The organism is Pseudomonas sp. MWU12-3103b (assembly GCF_023100615.1).
Classification (GTDB): domain Bacteria; phylum Pseudomonadota; class Gammaproteobacteria; order Pseudomonadales; family Pseudomonadaceae; genus Aquipseudomonas; species Aquipseudomonas putida_A.
In genome coordinates this window covers 462707-478326 of sequence record NZ_JALMEY010000001.1, presented here as the reverse complement: position 1 = coordinate 478326, position 15620 = coordinate 462707, and the positions used below count along the sequence as shown (strand labels likewise).

Below are 15620 nucleotides of genomic sequence, written 5' to 3'. Positions count from 1 at the left end.
GGGGCCAACCCGATTTTGCTTTAAGCCGCTTCCGGCGCAGGCGCGCGGCGCACGTCCGGTTGCTTCCACGAATCGGCGGCGCCTTCTTCGATGGCTTGCTGGATGGCTTTCTTGCGCGCTTCTTCGGCGCGGCGGCTGAAGAACCACACCATGAACGTCACGATCGAAACCGCCAGCAGAATCAGACTGGCCACGGCGTTGATCTCAGGCTTCACGCCCAGACGCACCGCCGAGAACACTTCCATCGGCAGCGTGGTCGAACCCGGGCCGGAAACGAAGCTCGCCAGTACCAGATCGTCCAGCGACAGGGCGAACGACATCATGCCGCCCGCTGCCAAGGACGGCGCGATCATCGGGATGGTGATCAGGAAGAACACCTTCCACGGCCGCGCCCCCAGATCCATCGCCGCTTCTTCAATCGACAGGTCCAGCTCACGCAGACGCGCCGACACCACCACCGCCACATACGCCGCACAGAACGTCGTGTGGGCGATCCAGATGGTGACGATGCCACGTTCCTGCGGCCAGCCGATCATCTGCGCCATGGCCACGAACAGCAGCAACAGCGACAGACCGGTGATCACCTCAGGCATTACCAACGGCGCCGTCACCAGGCCACCGAACAGCGTGCGGCCCTTGAAGTGGGTGATGCGGGTCAGCACGAACGCTGCCAGCGTACCCAGCGCCACCGCCGCAACGGCGGTATAGCAGGCGATTTCCAGCGAGCGCACCACCGAGCCCATCAGTTGCGTGTTGTCGAGCAGGCCGACGTACCACTTGATCGACCAGCCACCCCACACCGTCACCAGTTTCGAGGCGTTGAACGAGTAGATCACCAGGATCAGCATCGGCAGGTAGATGAACAACAAACCCAGAACCAGCATCAGGCTGGAGAAACGGATGCGTTTCATTCTTTGCCCTCCATTTCCTTGGCCTGACTGCGGTTGAACAGGATGATCGGCACAATCAGGATCGCCAGCATCACCACCGCCAGGGCGGACGCCACCGGCCAGTCACGGTTGTTGAAGAACTCTTGCCAGAGCACTTTACCGATCATCAGGGTTTCCGGGCCGCCAAGCAGTTCCGGGATCACGAACTCGCCGACCACCGGGATGAACACCAGCATGCAGCCGGCGATGATCCCGTTCTTGGACAGCGGAATGGTGATTTTCCAGAAGCTGTTGAAGGTGCTCGAACCGAGGTCGGACGCCGCTTCCAGCAGGCTCTGATCATGCTTCACCAGGTTGGCGTACAGCGGCAGGATCATGAACGGCAGGTACGAATAAACCACGCCGATGTACACCGCGAGGTTGGTGTTGAGGATCTGCAGCGGCTCGTCGATAAAGCCCATGCTCATCAGGAAACCGTTGAGCAGGCCGTTGTTGCTGAGAATGCCCATCCACGCATACACACGGATCAGGATCGCAGTCCAGGTCGGCATCATGATCAGCAGCACCAGCACCGTCTGCAGCTCTTTGCGCGCACTGGCGATGGCGTAGGCCATCGGGTAGCCGATCAGCAGGCACAGCAGCGTGCTGAAGAACGCCATCTTCAGCGAGCCGAGGTAGGCGGCGATGTACAACTCGTCGTCGCCGAGCATCGCGTAGTTGCCCAGGTTCAGCAGCAGTTGCAGCTTCTGCTCGGCGAAGGTGTAGATCTCGGTATACGGCGGGATGGCCACGTCGGCTTCAGCGAAGCTGATCTTCAGGACGATGAAGAACGGCAGCATGAAGAACAGGAACAGCCAGATGAACGGAACCCCGATGACCAGTTGCCGGCCATTGGGAATTATTCGGTTGAGCCGTCGTTTGAACTTGCGCATGTTCATGAGCGAAGTACCACGCCGCTGTCGTCTTCCCACCACACGTAAACCTGATCGCCCCAGGTCGGACGCTGGCCGCGACGTTCGGCGTTGGCGACAAACGACTGCACCAGCTTGCCGCTCGGCAATTCGACGTAGAACACCGAGTGGCCGCCGAGGTAGGCGATGTCATGCACCTTGCCGCTGGACCAGTTGTATTCGCAGGTCGGCATTTCGGCGGTGACCAGCAGCTTCTCCGGACGAATCGCGTAGGTCACGGATTTGTCCTGTACCGAAGTGCTGATGCCGTGGCCGACGTAGATCTGCCGGTCGAGGTCTTTGCAGGTGATGGTCGCGTGGCCTTCGGCGTCGTCGATCACTTCGCCTTCGAAGATGTTCACGTTGCCGATGAATTCACAGACCAGACGGCTGGTCGGGGTTTCGTAGATGTCGATCGGGCTGCCGATCTGGGCGATCCACCCCAGGTGCATGATCGCGATGCGCTCGGCCATGGTCATGGCTTCTTCCTGGTCGTGGGTCACCATCACGCAGGTCACACCCACGCGCTCGATGATTTCCACCAGCTCCAGCTGCATCTGCGAACGCAGTTTCTTGTCCAGTGCGCCCATCGGCTCGTCGAGCAGCAGCAGTTTCGGCCGCTTGGCCAGCGAGCGCGCCAGTGCCACACGCTGGCGCTGACCGCCGGACAGTTGATGCGGCTTGCGCTTGGCGTACTGGCTCATCTGCACCAGCTTGAGCATCTCGGCCACGCGAGCGTCGATCTCGGCGTTGGGGATCTTGTCCTGCTTGAGGCCGAAGGCGATGTTCTGCGCCACAGTCATGTGCGGGAACAAGGCATACGACTGGAACATCATGTTGATCGGTCGCTCGTACGGCGGCATGTCGGTGATGTCGACGCCGTCGAGGAAAATGCGCCCCTCCGTGGGCCGTTCGAACCCTGCCAGCATCCGCAGCAGCGTGGATTTGCCCGATCCCGAGCCGCCGAGCAGGGCGAAGATCTCGCCTTTCTTGATTTCCAGGGACACATCGTCCACGGCAATCGTCTCGTCGAACTTCTTCGTGACCCGGTCGATTTTGACCAACACCTGCTTAGGTGTCTGGTCGCCCTCGAGGGCTTTCTTATAGGCGCCGGAGGCAACTGCCATTTACGAAACTCCCAGAAAAAAACAGTGCAGTTCGCCCCATGCGGACGAACCCAGGATAGTTTGTGCCTTACTTGCCCGACTTGACCTTGGTCCAGCTACGGGTCATCAAACGCTGAATATTGGGTGGCAACTCGACCGACACGTAAGTCTTGTCGAGGACTGCTTGCGGTGGATAAACCGCTTCATCGGTGCGAATGGACTGCTCCATCAGCTTGTCCGACCCCGGGTTGGGGTTGGCGTAACCGACGTAATCACTGACCTGGGCGATCACCTCAGGTTTCAGCAAATAGTTGATGAAGGCGTGGGCCTCTTTGACGTTGGACGAATCCTTCGGAATCGCCAGCATGTCGAACCACAACGCGCCGCCCTCTTTCGGAATCGAATAGGCGATGTTCACGCCCTTCTTGGCTTCTTCGGCACGGTGTTTGGCCTGGAAGATATCGCCGGAGAAACCGATGGCCACGCAGATGTCGCCATTGGCCAGATCACCGATGTATTTCGACGAGTGGAAGTAGGTCACGTAGGGACGCACGGCCAGCAGTTTGTCGGTGGCCTTGGCGTAGTCCTTCGGATTGGTGCTGTTGGCGTTCAGGCCCATGTAGTTGAGCACGGTCGGCATCATTTCATCGGCCGAGTCGAGGAACGCGACGCCACAGCTGTGCAGCTTCTTGATGTTCTCCGGCTCGAACAGCACGCTCCAGGAGTCGATCTTGTCGATGCCGAGCACCGCTTTGACTTTCTCGACGTTGTAGCCGATGCCGTTGGTGCCCCACAGGTACGGCACGGCGTACTGGTTGCCCGGGTCGTTCTGTTCCAGGCGCTTGAGCAGCACCGGATCGAGGTTCGAGTAGTTCGGCAACTGCGACTTGTCGAGCTTCTGGAACGCGCCCGCCTTGATCTGCTTGCCGAGGAAATGGTTCGACGGCACGACCACGTCGTAACCGGTACGCCCGGCCAGCAGCTTGCCTTCCAGGGTCTCGTTGGAGTCGAACACGTCGTACACCGGTTTGATCCCGGTGGCTTTCTCGAAGTCGGCCAGGGTGGTCTCGCCGATGTAATCCGACCAGTTATAAATATGCACCGTACCGGCGGCCTGGGCTCCGACAGCGATCGTCAGGCCGGCAGTGGCCAGCAGGGCTTTGCGCAAAGAAGAAAAAATAGGCAAGTGGAGGTCCTCTAAATTAGTTGGGCCCAAGTTGCCCCGCGTTACATGACAGCCATGGCTGCCCGGCAACCAAACCGGCGCGCAACTTACCCTCGAAAAACCGTTCCTGCAAAACTTCCTGTCATTTAATTGATCCGCTGGCCGCCGTCGCGGCGACGACGGCCAGCGGTTGCTGCGTCAAACCGGCTTATTTACCGGATTTGATCTTGGTCCAGCTGCGGGTCAGTTCACGCTGGGTAGCGGCCGGCAAGTCGGCGATCGCATACAGCTTGGCCTGCACGTCGGCTGGCGGGTAGATGCCTGGATCGGCGGTGATGTCCTTGTTCACGTACTGGGTCGCTTCGGCGTTACCGTTAGGGAAGCGCACAGCGTTGGTGATCTCGGCCATCACTTTCGGTTGCAGCAGGTAGTTCATGAACTTGTAGGCGCCGTCGATGTTTTCCGCATCTTTCGGAATCGCGACCATGTCATAGAAGCTGCCGGCACCTTCCTTCGGAATGGCGTAGCTGACCTTGACCTTGTCACCGGCCTCGGCGGCACGGGACTTGGCCTGCTGCACGTCACCCGAGTAGCCGACCGCTACGCAGATGTTGCCGTTGGCCAGGTCCGAGATGTACTTGGAGGAGTGGAAGTAGGTGATCGAAGGACGAATCTTGAGGAACAGTTCCTCGGCTTTCTTGATGTCTTCTTTCTTCTGGCTGTCGGTTGGCAGGCCCAAGTAGTGCAGCGCGACCGGGAGCATTTCGGTCGGCGAGTCGAGGAAGCTCACACCGCAGCTCTTGAGCTTGGCGATGTTCTCCGGCTTGAGCAGAGTGTCCCAGGAATCGATGGTGTCGACGCCCAGTGCAGCCTTGACCTTCTCCGGGTTGTAGCCGATGCCGATCGAGCCCCACATGTACGGGAAGGCGTGCTTGTTGTCCGGGTCACTGACCGAAACGGCCTTGAGCAGCGATTTGTTCAGGTTGCCGTAGTTGGACAGCTTGGACTTGTCCAGCTCCTGATAAACGCCCGCCTTGATCTGCTTGGCCAGGAAGTTGTTCGACGGCACAACGACGTCGTAACCGGATTTGCCCGCCAGCAGTTTGGCTTCCAGGGTTTCGTTGCTGTCGAATACGTCGTAGACGACTTTGATCCCGGACTCTTTCTCGAAGTTGGCAATGGTGTCCGGAGCGATGTAGTCGGACCAGTTGTAGACGTGCAATACCTTGTCGTCCGCGTGGACCGCGCCCGCCATCATGCCCGCAACGGACAAAGCGAGAAGAGTCTTGCCAGCAAGCTTTTTACCTAATGCCTTCATGCGTCATGCTCCAAATTTTTCTTTTTTGAACCACTTTGTTCAGCGGCCGAACCCGGACAACTGGAACCGCGGCTAGTCTGGCAAGATCGGAGGCGGTCTTTCAAGAAAAGGCCAACCTTTCTGACACCTTCGAGCGAGAGCGCCGCAGCTCCCCCGCTCGAAGCCTAGCACTTAGGCCTGCAACGCACTGAGGGTCAGGTCCAGGCATTTACGTGCCTTGGTCACCAGCTCATCGATCTCCGCCTTGCTGATCACCAGCGGCGGCGCAATGATCATGGTGTCGCCCACGGCGCGCATGATCAGGCCGTTATCGAAGCAGAACTGCCGGCAGATCATGCCCACGCCCCGACCTTCGTAACGCTTGCGAGTGGCCTTGTCCTGCACCAGTTCGATCGCCCCCAGCAAACCGACGCCGCGCACTTCACCCACCAACGGGTGATCGTTGAGTTCGCGCAGACGTTTCTGCAAATACGGTGCCGTTTCGTTGTGCGCGTTCTCGATAATTTTCTCGTCGCGCAGAATCCGGATGTTTTCCAGCCCCACCGCCGCCGCCACCGGGTGCCCGGAGTAGGTGAAGCCGTGGTTGAAATCGCCGCCCTCGTTGAGCACCTTCACCACTTCATCACGAACGATCAGGCCACCCATCGGGATGTAGCCGGAGGTCAGGCCTTTGGCGATGGTCATCATGTCCGGCTTCAGGTCGTAGAAATCCGAACCGAACCACTCGCCGGTACGGCCGAAACCGCAGATCACTTCGTCGGCGACGAACAGAATGTCGTACTTGGCGAGGATTTCCTTGATGCGCGGCCAGTAAGTCTCTGGCGGAATGATCACGCCGCCGGCGCCCTGAATCGGCTCGGCAATGAACGCACCGACGTTGTCCACGCCGACTTCGAGAATCTTCTCTTCCAGCTGATTGGCCGCCCAGATGCCGAACTCTTCCGGCGACATGTCGCCGCCCTCGGCGAACCAGTACGGCTGCGCGATATGGACGATGCCCGGAATCGGCAAATCGCCCTGCTCGTGCATATAGGTCATGCCACCGAGGCTCGCGCCGGCCACGGTGGAACCGTGATAGCCGTTCTTGCGGCTGATGATGACTTTCTTGTTCGGCTGGCCCTTGATTGCCCAGTAATGGCGAACCATGCGCAGCATGGTGTCGTTGCCTTCGGAGCCGGAACCGGTGAAGAACACGTGGTTCATGCCTTCCGGCGCCACGTCGGCAATGGCCTTGGCCAGTTCCAGCGCCGGTGGGTGCGCGGTCTGGAAGAACAGGTTGTAGTAAGGCAGTTCGCGCATCTGCTTCGCGGCGGCGTCAGCCAGCTCATCGCGGCCATAACCGATCGCCACGCACCACAGACCCGCCATGCCATCGAGGATCTTGTTGCCCTCGCTGTCCCACAGGTACACGCCCTTGGCGTTGGTGATGATCCGTGGACCCTTCTCTTTCAGCTGCTTGAAATCGCTGAACGGGGCCAGGTGGTGATCGCTGCTCAGGGCTTGCCACTCACGGGTTTGCGGGTTGTTGCTGGTCATGCCAATTCTCCTTGTTATCGGTGAAGGCGCGGCTGCTGCCAGCCGCGCCCGGCGTATCAGACGGCGAAGAGCAGGTACTCACGCTCCCAGGAACTGATCACGCGCTTGAAGTTTTCATGCTCGGCCCGCTTGACCGCGACGTAGCCGGTGATGAAGGTCTTGCCCAGGTATTTCTCGATGGTCGCGCTGTTTTCCATACGCTCCAGCGCGTCCTCGATGGTCAGCGGCAGGCGCAGGTTGCGGCGTTCATAGCCACGACCGACCACTGGCGCGCTCGGGTTGAGGCCCTCGACCATGCCGATGTAACCGCAGAGCAGGCTCGCGGCAATCGCCAGGTACGGGTTGGCGTCGGCGCCCGGCAGGCGGTTTTCCACGCGACGGTTCTGTGGGCCGGCATCCGGAACGCGCAGGCCCACGGTGCGGTTCTCTTCGCCCCACTCCACGTTTACCGGCGCCGAGGTGTCCGGCAGGAAGCGGCGGAACGAGTTGACGTTCGGTGCGAACAGCGGGAGCAATTCCGGGATCAGTTTCTGCAGACCACCGATGTGGTGCAGGAACAGCTGGCTCATGGTCCCGTCTTCATTGGAGAACACGTTCTTGCCGGTCTCGATGTCGATGATGCTCTGGTGCAGGTGCATGGCACTGCCCGGCTCGCCGGTCATCGGCTTGGCCATGAAGGTCGCGGCCACGTCGTGTTTGAGCGCGGCTTCGCGCATGGTGCGTTTGAACACCAGAATCTGATCGGCCAGCGACAGCGCGTCGCCGTGACGGAAGTTGATTTCCATCTGCGCCGTACCGTCTTCGTGGATCAGCGTATCGAGGTCCAGTTCCTGCAGTTCGCACCAGTCGTAGACGTCTTCGAACAGCGGGTCGAATTCGTTCGCCGCTTCGATGGAGAACGACTGACGACCGATTTCCGGACGGCCCGAGCGGCCGATCGGCGGCTGCAGCGGATAGTCGGGGTCGTCACTGCGCTTGGTCAGGTAGAACTCCATCTCCGGCGCCACGATTGGCTGCCAGCCCTTATCGGTATAGAGCTTCAGGACTTTCTTGAGGACGTTGCGCGGCGACAGCTCGATCGGGTTGCCTTGCTTGTCGTAGGTGTCGTGGATCACCTGAGCGGTCGGCTCTATCGCCCATGGCACCAGGTACACGGCGTTCTGGTCGGGACGGCAGATCATATCGATGTCGGCCGGGTCGAGCAGTTCGTAATAGATGTCGTCTTCGACGTAGTCGCCGGTCACGGTCTGCAACAGAACGCTTTCTGGCAGGCGCATGCCCTTTTCGGCGATGAACTTGTTGGTCGGCGAGATCTTGCCCCGGGTAATACCGGTCAAGTCGCCGATCATGCATTCGACTTCTGTGATCTTGTGGTCTTTCAACCAATCGGTGAGCTGGTCGAGGTTGTTACTCATAAATGCCTCTGGGCTGAGTCTCCTGACATCGTGTCAGGCAAAGTTTGACGCCGTGGCGTCGCGTTAAAGGGAGCTTGCTTGCGCGCAGTACCGGCTTACGCCTGGCACCGCGCATAGACAATGAAAGAGGAGCTTACCTGCCCTTTACGCTGGCGTTGCATTTCCTGTGCACATTCAAGGCGTGCAGAATCATGAGCACGGCTTTGGGAGCGGCACAGGCTTTGGGACTCAAAGGGATCTATATTGGAAGGAGACGCCATAAACAGGATGCTGTCCCGTGCGTCCAGAATATCGGACGTTGCCGTTGGGCCTGATGCGCACGAGAACCTCGTCGACCCGCCACGAGCCATGCTGGCCGCGTCACGGACGGATTTGTCGCCACTGATGTGATGAGCATGCAGACCGGACTGTTGCGAGCAGTCGGTGATGCCGATTAACGGCAGGCGAGACATGAAGCACCCCGGTATTATTGCTGTTATGGGTTTGGTCGGAGCTTAGCCTTGTTCATTTTTTTACACAACACCCCCGTAAAAAATACAACACGGCCTGCTCAAGCCCGCGGGTGCCAAGCGTCCCAAGGACAGAAAACTGCCCCAAAGTGCCCCATAAATGCCCTTGCAGCGCTTTTTTAGGGCAAAAAAGGCCTCGCTTGACTTCGGCAGGCCGTTCGGGTTGACTGAAACCAGAAAAGATCAATGATTGATATTTTTAACAACAAAGGTGTTGCATCATGTCGGTACCCCCGCGTGCCGTTCAGCTTAACGAAGCGAACGCGTTCCTTAAGGAACATCCTGAGGTTCTGTACGTTGACCTTCTGATTGCGGATATGAATGGTGTGGTGCGCGGCAAGCGCATCGAACGCACCAGCCTCCACAAGGTTTACGAGAAAGGCATCAACCTGCCGGCCTCCCTATTTGCTCTGGATATCAATGGCTCTACGGTGGAAAGCACCGGCCTGGGTCTGGACATCGGCGACGCCGACCGGATCTGCTATCCAATCCCCGATACCCTGTGCAACGAGCCATGGCAGAAGCGCCCTACCGCGCAACTGTTGATGACCATGCACGAACTCGAGGGTGACCCGTTCTTCGCCGATCCACGCGAAGTGCTCCGTCAAGTTGTTGCAAAGTTTGACGAGCTGGGCTTGACCATCTGCGCCGCGTTCGAACTGGAGTTCTACCTGATCGACCAGGAAAACGTGAACGGCCGTCCACAGCCGCCACGCTCGCCGATCTCCGGCAAACGCCCACACTCGACTCAGGTCTACCTGATCGACGACCTCGACGAATACGTCGACTGCCTCCAGGACATTCTGGAAGGCGCCAAAGAGCAAGGCATCCCGGCCGACGCCATCGTCAAGGAAAGTGCCCCGGCGCAGTTCGAAGTGAACCTGCACCACGTCGCCGACCCGATCAAGGCCTGCGACTACGCAGTCCTGCTCAAGCGTCTGATCAAGAACATCGCCTACGACCATGAAATGGACACCACCTTCATGGCCAAGCCGTATCCGGGCCAGGCGGGTAACGGTCTGCATGTCCACATCTCGGTGCTCGACAAAGATGGCAAGAACATCTTTGCAAGCGAGGATCCCGAGCAGAACGCCGCGCTGCGTCACGCGATCGGCGGTGTGCTCGAGACCCTGCCGGCGCAGATGGCTTTCCTCTGCCCGAACGTCAACTCGTACCGTCGCTTCGGCGCGCAGTTCTATGTGCCGAACTCGCCGTGCTGGGGCTTGGACAACCGCACCGTGGCGATCCGCGTACCGACCGGTTCTGCCGATGCCGTGCGTATCGAACACCGCGTGGCCGGTGCCGACGCCAACCCGTACCTGCTGATGGCTTCGGTCCTGGCCGGTGTGCATCACGGTCTGGTGAACAAGATCGAACCGGGCGCTCCGGTCGAAGGCAACAGCTACGAGCAGAACGAACAAAGCCTGCCGAACAACTTGCGCGATGCCCTGCGCGAGCTGGACGACAGCGAGGTGATGGCCAAGTACATCGATCCGAAATACATCGATATCTTCGTCGCCTGCAAGGAAAGCGAGCTGGAGGAGTTCGAACACTCCATCTCCGACCTTGAGTACAACTGGTATCTGCATACCGTGTAAGCGGATTGCAATCAGATAAAACGCCGTCGGCTGTCGTAGCCCGCGGCGTTTTTTTATGGCCCGATTTTGATCTGAATGGCCGCCTGCGGCGGTTCGGGAGCAAGCCCCCTCCCACAGGGGGCCTCAGCGAATGGGGATCGTTTGTACGCAGAAGATCAACTGTGAGAGGGGGCTTGCTCCCGAAGGCGTCCTGGCAGACAACACACGGCTCGGCTCGTACAATGCCCGCTGCCCCGCAGGAGACTTCCATGACGCGTCCCGCCCCCGTTCGCAAACCCCGTGCCCGCAGCCAGGCGCGGATCGATTCGATACTCGACGCCGCGCGTACGCTGCTGGCCGCCGAGGGTGTGGCCAGCCTGTCGATCTACAGCGTCGCCGAACGCGCGCAGATTCCGCCCTCCTCCGTGTACCACTTCTTCGCCAGCGTCCCGGCACTGCTCGAAGCGCTGACCGCCGACGTGCATGCGGCGTTTCGCGCCTGCCTGCAAGCGCCGATCGACCACGAGGCGCTGCGCGACTGGCGTGACCTGTCGCGACTGGTCGAGCAGCGCATGCTGGAGATCTACGACGAAGACGCCGCCGCTCGCCAGCTGATCCTCGCCCAGCACGGCCTCACCGAAGTGACCCAGGCGGACCGCCAGCACGACATCGAACTCGGCGACCTGATGCACAAGCTGTTCGACCATCACTTCGAATTGCCGCGCCTGCCAAGCGATGTCGATGTGTTCGCGCTGGCGATGGAACTGGGCGACCGCGTGTATGCGCGCTCGGTGCAGCAGCACGGGCAGATCACACCGCGCATGGCCGAGGAAGGGATGCGGGTGTTTGATGCCTATATCGGCCTGTATCTGCCGCCGTATCTACCCAAAAGAGTTCTCTAGCGAGTTCACCGGCCCCTTCGCGAGCAAGCCCGCTCCCACAGGGGAACGCATTCCAAATGTAGGAGTGAGCCTGCTCGCGATGGCAGCGCCGCCGATTCAAATCCGTGCACAAAAAGAAAAACCCCGAAGGGCTCACGCCTTTCGGGGTTGTTTTTTACTCACTGGCTTACAACTTGGCGATCGACACCTCGGTGGATTTCACGAAGGCGATCACTTCGCTGCCCACCGCCAGTTCCAGCTCCTTGACCGAGCGGGTGGTGATCACTGAAGTGACGATGCCGGAAGCGGTTTGCACGTCGATTTCCGACAGCACGTCGCCGAGAACGATCTCCTTGATCGAGCCTTTGAACTGGTTGCGCACGTTGATGGCTTTGATAGTCATGGCTTTGATTCCTGTCGTTGGATGTAACTTGAGTTATTGAGCCCAACGCAATTGCGTAGGCAGTGGTGAAACAGGCTCCGGCTCCGGCGGCTCGCCGGGCAGGGACAGAACACGGTTGAGCACTTCGGTTTCCAGCGCCGCCAGTCGATGCGATCCGCGCACTCGCGGGCGTGGCAGCTCCACTTGCAGGTCGAGGCCGACTTCGCCGTCCTCGATCAGAATCACCCGGTCGGCAATCGCCACCGCTTCGCTGACGTCATGGGTCACCAGCAGCACGGTGAAGCCATGCTTCTGCCAGAGTCGTTCGATCAGTTGCTGCATCTCGATGCGGGTCAGCGCATCCAGCGCACCCAGCGGCTCGTCGAGCAGCAACAGGCGCGGCTGGTGAATCAGCGCCCGGGCCAGCGCCACACGCTGCTTCTGCCCGCCGGACAAGGCGGCCGGCCACTCGTTGGCGCGATCGGCCAGACCCACCGCTTCCAGCGCCTCCAGAGCTTGCGAGCGCCAGTTGCCTTTAAGGCCGAGGCCGACGTTGTCGATGATCTTTTTCCATGGCAGCAGCCGTGCTTCCTGGAACATCAGCCGGGTGTCTTCCCGCGCATCGCTCAGCGGCGCGGCGCCGGCCAGCAGGTCGCCGCCAGTCGGGTGGTCGAGGCCGGCGAGCAAGCGCAGGAAGGTGCTCTTGCCGCACCCGCTGCGTCCGACCACGGCGACGAATTGCCCCGCCGGAATGTGCAGGTCGATGTCGCGCAGCACTTGCCGCGCACCAAAGGTTTTCTGCAGGTTGCGCACCACCAGCGGAATCCCGCGCAGCAGGCGTGGAGGTTGTTGAGCGGTCATGCCGCACCTCCCTTGGCAACCTGATAAGCCGGATGCCAGCGCAACCACACACGCTCAAGAGCACGGGCGGCGAGATCAGCAAGCTTGCCGAGTACCGCGTAAAGCAGGATCGCCAGCACCACCACATCGGTCTGCAAAAACTCGCGGGCATTCATCGCCAGATAGCCGATGCCGGAGCTGGCGGAAATGGTTTCGGCAACGATCAGCGTCAGCCACATGAAGCCCAGCGCGAAGCGCACACCGACCAGAATCGAAGGCAGCGCGCCCGGCAGGATCACCTGCCAGAACAGGCTGAAACCGCTCAAGCCATAACTGCGCGCCATCTCCACCAACGCCGGATCGACGTTACGGATGCCGTGATAGGTGTTGAGGTAGATCGGGAACAACGTGCCCAACGCGACCAGGAAAATCTTTGCCGACTCGTCGATGCCGAACCACAGAATTACCAACGGAATCAGCGCCAGGTGCGGCACGTTGCGGATCATCTGCACCGAGCTGTCGAGCAGGCGTTCGCCCCACTTCGACAGGCCGGTGATGAAGCCCAGCACCAGGCCAATGCTGCCGCCGATGGTGAAGCCCAGCGCCGCGCGCCAGCCGCTGATTGCCAGGTGCGTCCAGATCTCGCCGCTGCGCACCAGGCTGACACCGGCCTCGATCACCGCCACCGGTGCCGGCAGGATCCGCGTCGACAACCAACCGGCCGACACCGACAACTGCCACACCGCCAGCAGGAGCACCGGCAACGCCCAGGGCGCGAGGCTGTGGATAATTTTCTTCATGGCGCGCCTCAGCTCTGCGACGCGGCTTTGGGAAGAATGTCGTTGGCCACCATCTCGCCGAACGGGCTGACATAACCGGCGCTTTTCGGCAGTTCCGGGCGCTCGATGTCGAGGTGCGGGAACAGCAGTTCAGCGACGCGGTACGACTCTTCGAGGTGTGGATAACCGGAGAAGATGAAAGTATCGATACCCAGATCAGCGTATTCCTTCACGCGGGCCGCCACGGTTGGACCATCGCCGACCAGCGCGGTACCGGCACCGCCACGCACCAGACCGACGCCGGCCCACAGGTTGGGGCTGACTTCGAGGTTGTCACGACTGCCGCCGTGCAGCGCGGCCATGCGTTGTTGACCGACCGAGTCGAAGCGCGCCAGCGATGCTTGCGCACGTTTGATGGTGTCATCGTCCAGATGCGAGATCAGCCGGTCTGCCGCTTGCCAGGCTTCGGCGTTGGTTTCGCGCACAATCACATGCAGACGAATGCCGAAGCGCACAGTACGCCCGAGCTTGGCGGCTTTGGCGCGCACTTGTTCGATCTTCTCGGCCACCGCGGCTGGCGGCTCGCCCCAGGTCAGTACCATTTCGACCTGTTCGGCAGCCAGATCCTGCGCCGCTTCCGACGAGCCGCCGAAGAACAGCGGCGGACGCGGTTGCTGGATCGGCGGATAGAGCAGTTTGGCGCCCTTCACGCTGATGTGTTCGCCGTCGTAATCGACGGTTTCGCCTTCCAGCACCCGACGCCAGATCCGGGTGAACTCCACCGAGGCCTGATAACGCTCTTCATGGTTGAGAAACAGACCATCACCAGCCAACTCTTCCGGGTCGCCACCGGTCACCAGGTTGAACAGTGCGCGACCGCCGGACAGACGATCCAGGGTCGCTGCCTGCCGCGCCGCGACCGTCGGGGAAATGATCCCGGGGCGCAGGGCGACAAGGAATTTCAGACGCTGAGTTACCGGGATCAGCGACGCGGCGACCAGCCACGAGTCCTCGCAGGAACGGCCGGTGGGAATCAGCACGCCGCCAAAGCCCAGACGATCCGCCGCTTGTGCGACCTGTTGCAGATAACCGTGATCAACGGCGCGTGCGCCTTCGGCGGTGCCAAGGTAATGGCCGTCGCCGTGGGTAGGCAGGAACCAGAAGATGTTGAGGCTCATGGAGTGGTCTCCTTGGGGATTCGATTTACTGGGCTTGGGTAACCGAGCTTTGGGCCACAGCGGCCGGTGGTGTCCAGATCACATCCTTGATGCTCAACGGCTTGGGAATCAGCTTGAGCTGGTAGAAGGTGTCGGCGATTTTCTGTTGCGCGGCGACCACGTCCGGGGTCAGGAACAGCGCACCGTAGCCCTGGCGTTTCACCGAGGTCAGGGTGATGTCCGCCGGCAGGCCGAGCAGCGGCGCGACCTGCTGGGTCACGTCTTCAGGGTTGGCTTTGGACCACTCGCCGACGGCGCGCACTTCTTCGACGAGGGTCTTGATCACCTCGGGATTTTTCTGCGCGTAAGGTTTGGTCGCGAGGTAGAACTGATGGTTGTCGACGATGCCTTTGCCGTCACGCAGGGTGTGCGCTTGCAGCTGTTTCTCGGCAGCGGCCTGGTACGGATCCCAGATTACCCAGGCATCGACGCTGCCACGCTCGAACGCAGCGCGGGCATCGGCCGGCGGCAGGAACACGGTCTGGATATCGGAGTATTTGAGACCGGCATCTTCCAGTGCGCGCACCAGCAGGTAGTGCACGTTGGAGCCTTTGTTCAGGGCGACTTTCTTGCCCTTCAGATCCGCTACCGATTTGATTGGCGAATCCTTCGGTACGAGGATCGCTTCGCTGTTCGGCGCTGGCGGTTCGTAAGCGACGTAGAGCAGATCAGCGCCGGCAGCCTGGGCAAACACTGGCGGAGTCTCACCGGTCACGCCGAAGTCGATCGAGCCGACGTTCAGGCCTTCGAGCAGTTGCGGGCCGCCGGGGAATTCAGTCCATTGCACGTCCACGCCTTGTGCGGCCAGACGCTTTTCCAGAGTGCCTTTGGCCTTGAGCAGCACCAGCGTGCCGTACTTCTGATAACCGATCCGCAAGGTCTCGGCCTGAGCTTGAGTAATGGCGCCGAAGGACACAGCCGCAGCAAACAGAGCGACCAGACCGCGACGCAAAAATACAGTGCGCATAGCGCTCTCCTTTTTGCTGTTGGGTTTTGGCTGCACCTGCTTGGCCGTTAGCGGCTGAGTAAGGTGAGTGGAGCAAATTCGGGTAAGG

The 15620-nt window shown here is 60.5% G+C and carries 14 protein-coding genes; 2 read left to right on the top strand and 12 right to left on the bottom strand.

What is annotated here, in order from left to right:
* Window positions 1–20: 20 nt before the first annotated feature.
* The 7 genes from M0808_RS02195 to M0808_RS02165 all read right to left on the bottom strand — a co-directional run bounded on the left by M0808_RS02195 (window position 21) and on the right by M0808_RS02165 (window position 8380).
* On the bottom strand, window positions 21–911 hold the full coding sequence (locus tag M0808_RS02195) for an ABC transporter permease subunit (RefSeq protein ID WP_027610518.1): 891 nt from the start codon (window positions 909–911) through the stop codon (window positions 21–23).
* A complete protein-coding gene (locus M0808_RS02190) occupies window positions 908–1789 on the bottom strand; it encodes an ABC transporter permease subunit (protein WP_171061891.1) in 882 nt (293 codons plus the stop codon). Before M0808_RS02190 ends, M0808_RS02195 begins: the two co-directional genes overlap by 4 nt.
* 35 nt (window positions 1790–1824) lie before the next feature.
* Window positions 1825–2967 (bottom strand): polyamine ABC transporter ATP-binding protein, encoded by a 1143-nt coding sequence (gene potA, locus M0808_RS02185; protein ID WP_003229245.1) that lies wholly within the window; start codon window positions 2965–2967, stop codon window positions 1825–1827.
* A gap of 67 nt (window positions 2968–3034) precedes the next feature.
* Window positions 3035–4132, bottom strand: a complete 1098-nt coding sequence (locus M0808_RS02180) for a polyamine ABC transporter substrate-binding protein (protein ID WP_098966145.1) — start codon at window positions 4130–4132, stop codon at window positions 3035–3037.
* 187 nt (window positions 4133–4319) lie between these two features.
* A complete protein-coding gene (locus M0808_RS02175) occupies window positions 4320–5429 on the bottom strand; it encodes a polyamine ABC transporter substrate-binding protein (protein WP_027610515.1) in 1110 nt (369 codons plus the stop codon).
* 171 nt (window positions 5430–5600) lie between these two features.
* Window positions 5601–6965: an aspartate aminotransferase family protein gene (locus tag M0808_RS02170; RefSeq protein ID WP_247839723.1), complete on the bottom strand. Its 1365-nt coding sequence runs from the start codon at window positions 6963–6965 to the stop codon at window positions 5601–5603.
* A 56-nt stretch (window positions 6966–7021) separates the two neighbouring features.
* The gene (locus tag M0808_RS02165; RefSeq protein WP_247839721.1) at window positions 7022–8380 is read right to left on the bottom strand and encodes a glutamine synthetase family protein; all 1359 of its coding nucleotides are present in this window, start codon (window positions 8378–8380) and stop codon (window positions 7022–7024) included.
* 730 nt (window positions 8381–9110) lie between these two features.
* On the opposite strand from M0808_RS02165, the gene M0808_RS02160 reads away from it, so the two are divergent.
* Both M0808_RS02160 and M0808_RS02155 read left to right on the top strand, forming a co-directional pair.
* A complete protein-coding gene (locus M0808_RS02160; protein WP_003229254.1) occupies window positions 9111–10487 on the top strand; it encodes a glutamine synthetase family protein in 1377 nt (458 codons plus the stop codon).
* A 248-nt stretch (window positions 10488–10735) separates the two neighbouring features.
* Window positions 10736–11368, top strand: a complete 633-nt coding sequence (locus M0808_RS02155; RefSeq protein ID WP_103521766.1) for a TetR/AcrR family transcriptional regulator — start codon at window positions 10736–10738, stop codon at window positions 11366–11368.
* Window positions 11369–11534: 166 nt separating this feature from the next.
* Here M0808_RS02155 and M0808_RS02150 read toward each other — a convergent pair whose 3' ends face one another.
* Genes M0808_RS02150 through M0808_RS02130 form a run of 5 tightly spaced genes read right to left on the bottom strand, consistent with a single transcriptional unit; the run spans window position 11535 to window position 15532 of the window.
* Entirely contained in the window at window positions 11535–11750 is a 216-nt protein-coding gene (locus M0808_RS02150) for a TOBE domain-containing protein (RefSeq protein ID WP_007967989.1), read from the bottom strand.
* Window positions 11751–11783: 33 nt separating this feature from the next.
* Window positions 11784–12590, bottom strand: coding sequence for an aliphatic sulfonates ABC transporter ATP-binding protein (gene ssuB / locus M0808_RS02145; RefSeq protein WP_135296795.1), 807 nt, complete (start codon window positions 12588–12590; stop codon window positions 11784–11786).
* Window positions 12587–13369 (bottom strand): aliphatic sulfonate ABC transporter permease SsuC, encoded by a 783-nt coding sequence (gene ssuC, locus M0808_RS02140; RefSeq protein WP_247839719.1) that lies wholly within the window; start codon window positions 13367–13369, stop codon window positions 12587–12589. Before ssuC ends, ssuB begins: the two co-directional genes overlap by 4 nt.
* Window positions 13370–13377: 8 nt before the next feature.
* Window positions 13378–14526: an FMNH2-dependent alkanesulfonate monooxygenase gene (gene ssuD / locus M0808_RS02135; RefSeq protein ID WP_247839717.1), complete on the bottom strand. Its 1149-nt coding sequence runs from the start codon at window positions 14524–14526 to the stop codon at window positions 13378–13380.
* 25 nt (window positions 14527–14551) lie between these two features.
* On the bottom strand, window positions 14552–15532 hold the full coding sequence (locus M0808_RS02130; RefSeq protein ID WP_098966156.1) for a sulfonate ABC transporter substrate-binding protein: 981 nt from the start codon (window positions 15530–15532) through the stop codon (window positions 14552–14554).
* Window positions 15533–15620: the final 88 nt, after the last annotated feature.